The organism is Virgibacillus sp. AGTR, from assembly GCF_016919725.2.
GTDB classification, from domain to species: Bacteria; Bacillota; Bacilli; order Bacillales; family Amphibacillaceae; genus Virgibacillus; species Virgibacillus salarius.
The window spans coordinates 1-4,256 of record NZ_JAJERH010000131.1 but is presented as its reverse complement, the minus strand read 5'-3'; the positions used below and the strand labels follow the sequence as shown (position 1 = coordinate 4,256).

The 4,256-nt window shown below is 39.0% G+C and carries 3 protein-coding genes; all 3 read right to left on the bottom strand.

Annotated features, from left to right (window positions below):
- Window positions 1–160: 160 nt before the first annotated feature.
- The 3 genes from JUJ52_RS22595 to JUJ52_RS22585 all read right to left on the bottom strand — a co-directional run bounded on the left by JUJ52_RS22595 (window position 161) and on the right by JUJ52_RS22585 (window position 3,081).
- On the bottom strand, window positions 161–688 hold the full coding sequence (locus tag JUJ52_RS22595) for a hypothetical protein (RefSeq protein WP_026681185.1): 528 nt from the start codon (window positions 686–688) through the stop codon (window positions 161–163).
- Between the two features lie 24 nt (window positions 689–712).
- Window positions 713–1,708: a flotillin-like protein FloA gene (gene floA / locus JUJ52_RS22590; RefSeq protein ID WP_026681186.1), complete on the bottom strand. Its 996-nt coding sequence runs from the start codon at window positions 1,706–1,708 to the stop codon at window positions 713–715.
- A gap of 83 nt (window positions 1,709–1,791) precedes the next feature.
- Complete coding sequence (locus JUJ52_RS22585) at window positions 1,792–3,081, bottom strand: NfeD family protein (RefSeq protein WP_051388322.1); 1,290 nt, start codon at window positions 3,079–3,081, stop codon at window positions 1,792–1,794.
- Window positions 3,082–4,256: the final 1,175 nt, after the last annotated feature.

Here is a 4,256-nt window from a genome sequence, read left to right as displayed (position 1 = left end):
TCCGCGGAAAGCGAAGTAATTAGTCGGAGCGTTGCCAATATACATCAAACATTTCAAAATAACTACTCGGCTTAACACAGTCATTGCACTGTTTTTATACTTTCTTAACTTACAAAAAAGCCATTCACAAGCAACGTTGCTTATGAATGGCTTTGGATAATTATCGTCTTCTTCTTTCAGCAATAACATTTCGATATGGCTTTATCGCTCTCGGTTTCCCTAAAACTTCTGCCATAATAATTCCATTTACTAATCCTTTTCTCGTTAGATTATTAGAAACTTGCTTCTTCAACTGCTTCTGAACTTCCGTAAGCTCATCATCTATTTGTTGAATCTGACCTCTATCAAGAGCCTTAGAATACTTTGTGATATCTAGACTTTCACTTGATTTGTCGGCTCCCATTTGATTAGCTAGTCGTTCCATCTGCTCTTTGTGCTGATCATCAACAGAAATGGTCGACACGGTAGTAGAAGCATTAGTTGAATTAGGTATCGACTGTGTTCGATTTCGGTTAGGAGTCCCACCAGAAGGAGTTGGAGTCGGCTTTGTTCGATTAGGCTGTCTATTTCCCTTCTGGTCATCCTTTTTAGAACCATCTTTTAAAACTCCTATGATCCCTGCTATTATAGCAAAAACAATAAAGAAATTACTAAAAATAGCATCAATTAGGTTGGATAGGGCATCCATCAAACCCCTCCCTTACTTTTAGGATTATTTAGGATCATTTTCGTCATGATTATCTTTAGATAAATTACCTATAGAATCTCGCATATCTGTATCTGCATCAATGTTTTTATAGTTCATGTAGTCCATCACACCTAAGTTTCCTGAACGTAAAGCCTCAGCAAGAGCAAGTGGTACATCTGCTTCTGCTTCCACAACTTTTGCACGCATTTCTTGAACCCGTGCAAGCATTTCTTGTTCTTGAGCAACCGCCATTGCACGACGTTCTTCGGCTTTTGCCTGTGCGATATTTTTATCCGCTTCCGCTTGATCTGTTTGTAGAATCGCTCCAATATTTTTACCGATATCAACATCTGCAATATCGATCGATAAAATTTCAAAAGCGGTACCAGCATCTAAACCACGATTTAATACATTGTGCGAAATAGAATCTGGATTTTCCAGTACTTGTGTGTGTGCTTCTGAGCTACCAATTGTACTAACCACACCTTCACCAACACGAGCAATAACCGTTTCCTCACCAGCACCACCGACTAGTCGATCGATATTAGCCCGCACGGTGATTCTTGCTTTTGCTTTTACTTCAATACCATCCATGGCAATACCTGCAATAAATGGTGTTTCAATAACTTTTGGATTAACACTCATTTGAACTGCTTCTAATACATCACGACCTGCTAAATCAATAGCAGCCCCTCGTTCAAATGGTAATTCGATATTTGCACGATGTGCAGCGATTAAAGCATTCACAACACGGTCTACGTTACCACCAGCTAAATAATGACTCTCCAGCTGATTTGTTTTAACATTTAATCCAGCTTTATGTGCTTTAATTAACGGATTGATAACCCGATTTGGCACAACCCTTCTAAGTCGCATCCCGACTAATTGGAAAATACCCACTTTCACGCCCGCTGCCAGCGCACTAATCCATAGCATTACTGGAATGAATGTAAATAAAATTGCTACAGCAATTAAGATAACCGCAATAATAATTAACGGCATTAGTTCTTGTAAATCCATTATTTTTCCTCCTATAAATCATTTATTATATGCATAGAACTCCATTCAATATAGTTTATCAATTGAATGCAGTCAAACATCCATTAATTAACTTTTCTCACCACGATACGTACACCTTCAACCTTAACAACCTTTACTTTTTGGTTCTCACCAATAAATCCGCCTTCTGAAACTACATCTAGACGCTCATTTTCAAAAACAGCTGTTCCAGCTGGACGTAATGGCGTCACGGTTACACCTTCCAACCCAATTAGCTCTAATCGATTTACAGAGGACACATATCCTTGCTCAGTAGTTGTTTGGTCTTTTAGGATAATATGCCGGAAAATACCTTTATCCATTCCCATTCTTCGAAATAAGATAACGGAAACGACTAGGGTGACTAAAAATGCAATTCCTATACTCATTGACATGTGACCAAGGTCATAGCCGGACAGAAATAATGAACCTATGATTGCGCCAATGCCAAGCAAACCCATAATGCCACCAGGTACAAATATTTCTGCAATAATTAATACAATACCTAGTACAAGTAATATGATTGCCTCCATACCTGCTAAGCCTGCTACAATATGACCATAGAAAAATAATACGAGCGAAACGAGTCCCATTATACCAGGAACACCAAATCCAGGGGAATATAATTCGACTACTAAACCAAGGCTAGCAACAGATAAGAGGATTGGTATAACAACTGGATTTGTTAAAAACCTAGCTATCTCTTCAGATAAAGTAGTCTCCTTCTCAATAATCTTCGCCTCAGATAGACCTAATTCATGAAGTAATTCTACACGATCTTCAATCGTTCCTTCAGAATAACCTACTTCTAAGGCGGAAGAAGGTCCTAAAGTTAAAAATTCACCCTCTCCTGCATCTAATTCTGGCAAATCAATGCTTTTATCCGCCATAGCTGCTGCGTATAATGGGTCTCTTCCTTTTGATTCTGCAGCACTTTTCATAGCAGCAATCCAAGCTGATTGTGCTTTTTGATCAGCTGCATTACCATCGGAGGTGATTACACCACTTGCTCCCATTGTAGCCTGGGGCTTCATATAAATAGAATCCGTATTTAAAGCGATATAAGAACCTGCAGAATAAGCTTGATTCACAACATAAGATGTTGTTGGAATATCTAAATTTTGAAGAAGCTTTGCAATTTGACCTGCGGAATCGACTCTACCACCTGGAGTATCAATTTCAAATATAATATGATCTGCTCCCTCTTCCCTTGCCTCTTCTGTTGCACGAGTGAGAAATGCTTCAAGTCCTCGTTCCACTTCTTTTTCAATAGGTATGACATACACCAATTTACCTTCACCTTTGTCAGCAGCACCTACAGGTACTTGATGGAAAAGTGGAAAGAAAAAAGCGATAAAGAAAACTAAATATGTAAATACTTTCCTAGTAGGCAACCACGATCACCTCCTTATTATGTATAGTTATATATACGAATCATACCTTAATTAGTTTCATTTTTTACGGATTAACTAAATAGTACCATAAAGTGATCTGTTAATGATACTTTAAATATAGCATGAAATAAACAAAGTCATCATCATGAGATATTACAATAAACAGTTCGGAAATTATAGGATGTATATCTGCCTAGCATACTTTCAGTTTGTCCTACAATACGACAGATAACGGAACCACTAAACTGAATGCAAAACTATTACTCTTCGGTTAGCATATAGTTTACATATATGTATTGTCGTTTAAAGTGAAACTTCAATTATTGTAGTTTAGTTTATCCCCAATGATTGATAGTACCACAAGGGAATGACCTTAAGTACTTTGAACGAATCGGACATTTACTGGTAGTTGATCCCCACTACCAATATTGGTTACCCTTTATCGCTTAAAGTGGCGGTCTTATTGCCAGTTATATGCGGGATAATCGAGTAGAGGGAGAAGCTAAGAGCTTCTCGCCCCTCTCACACCACTAGTACATACGGTTCCGTATACGGCGATTCAATTTACATCTCCGTGTGTACTTTTAGATAACGGTCTAAAGCAAAGGGAATACCTCTTTGCCTCCTTTCCTTTCACGTGACGAAGAACACTTCTCTTTTGATTATCCTCTGAGATACGCTCATACTTTTATCATTAATACATCCAGAAGTCTATCCTTCGTGCATTCATGGCGTAGAAACACTATAAATTGTTCAGCCCTTCATGATTTTTTTTCATCACTACTATGGCGTCGGCTGACTTCTCACGATAAACCTTTTTCGACCAGCTTTCTTTTTAGAGGACTCCTCAGCTGTCCGTGAGACCTCCCAGGGTAAGGACAACTATCTTTCCTCTTTTACTCGTCTGATTTACTCTATAGGGTTACGCACATCTTTTGGACTTTGGCTTGTTTGGGAGCCTTGTCCGCCTACAGAGCCTTGGTATCAGATTTCTGTTCGTCGAGCCAAGATTTTGATACACGCTTCCTTCAGCCTTTACCTCACGATAAACACCTTGCGCTTCTCTAGTGGTTGGTTGATGTGTACCCCCACAGTGGACTTTCACCACCTAGATAGTCGCCATGCCTGGCGCACCA

What these genes read in the sequence shown, in the direction of transcription:
- JUJ52_RS22595 (WP_026681185.1), bottom strand. Translation starts at nt 688, where the DNA reads ATGGATGCCCTATCCAACCTAATTGATGCTATTTTTAGTAATTTCTTT.
- floA (WP_026681186.1), bottom strand. Translation starts at nt 1,708, where the DNA reads ATGGATTTACAAGAACTAATGCCGTTAATTATTATTGCGGTTATCTTA.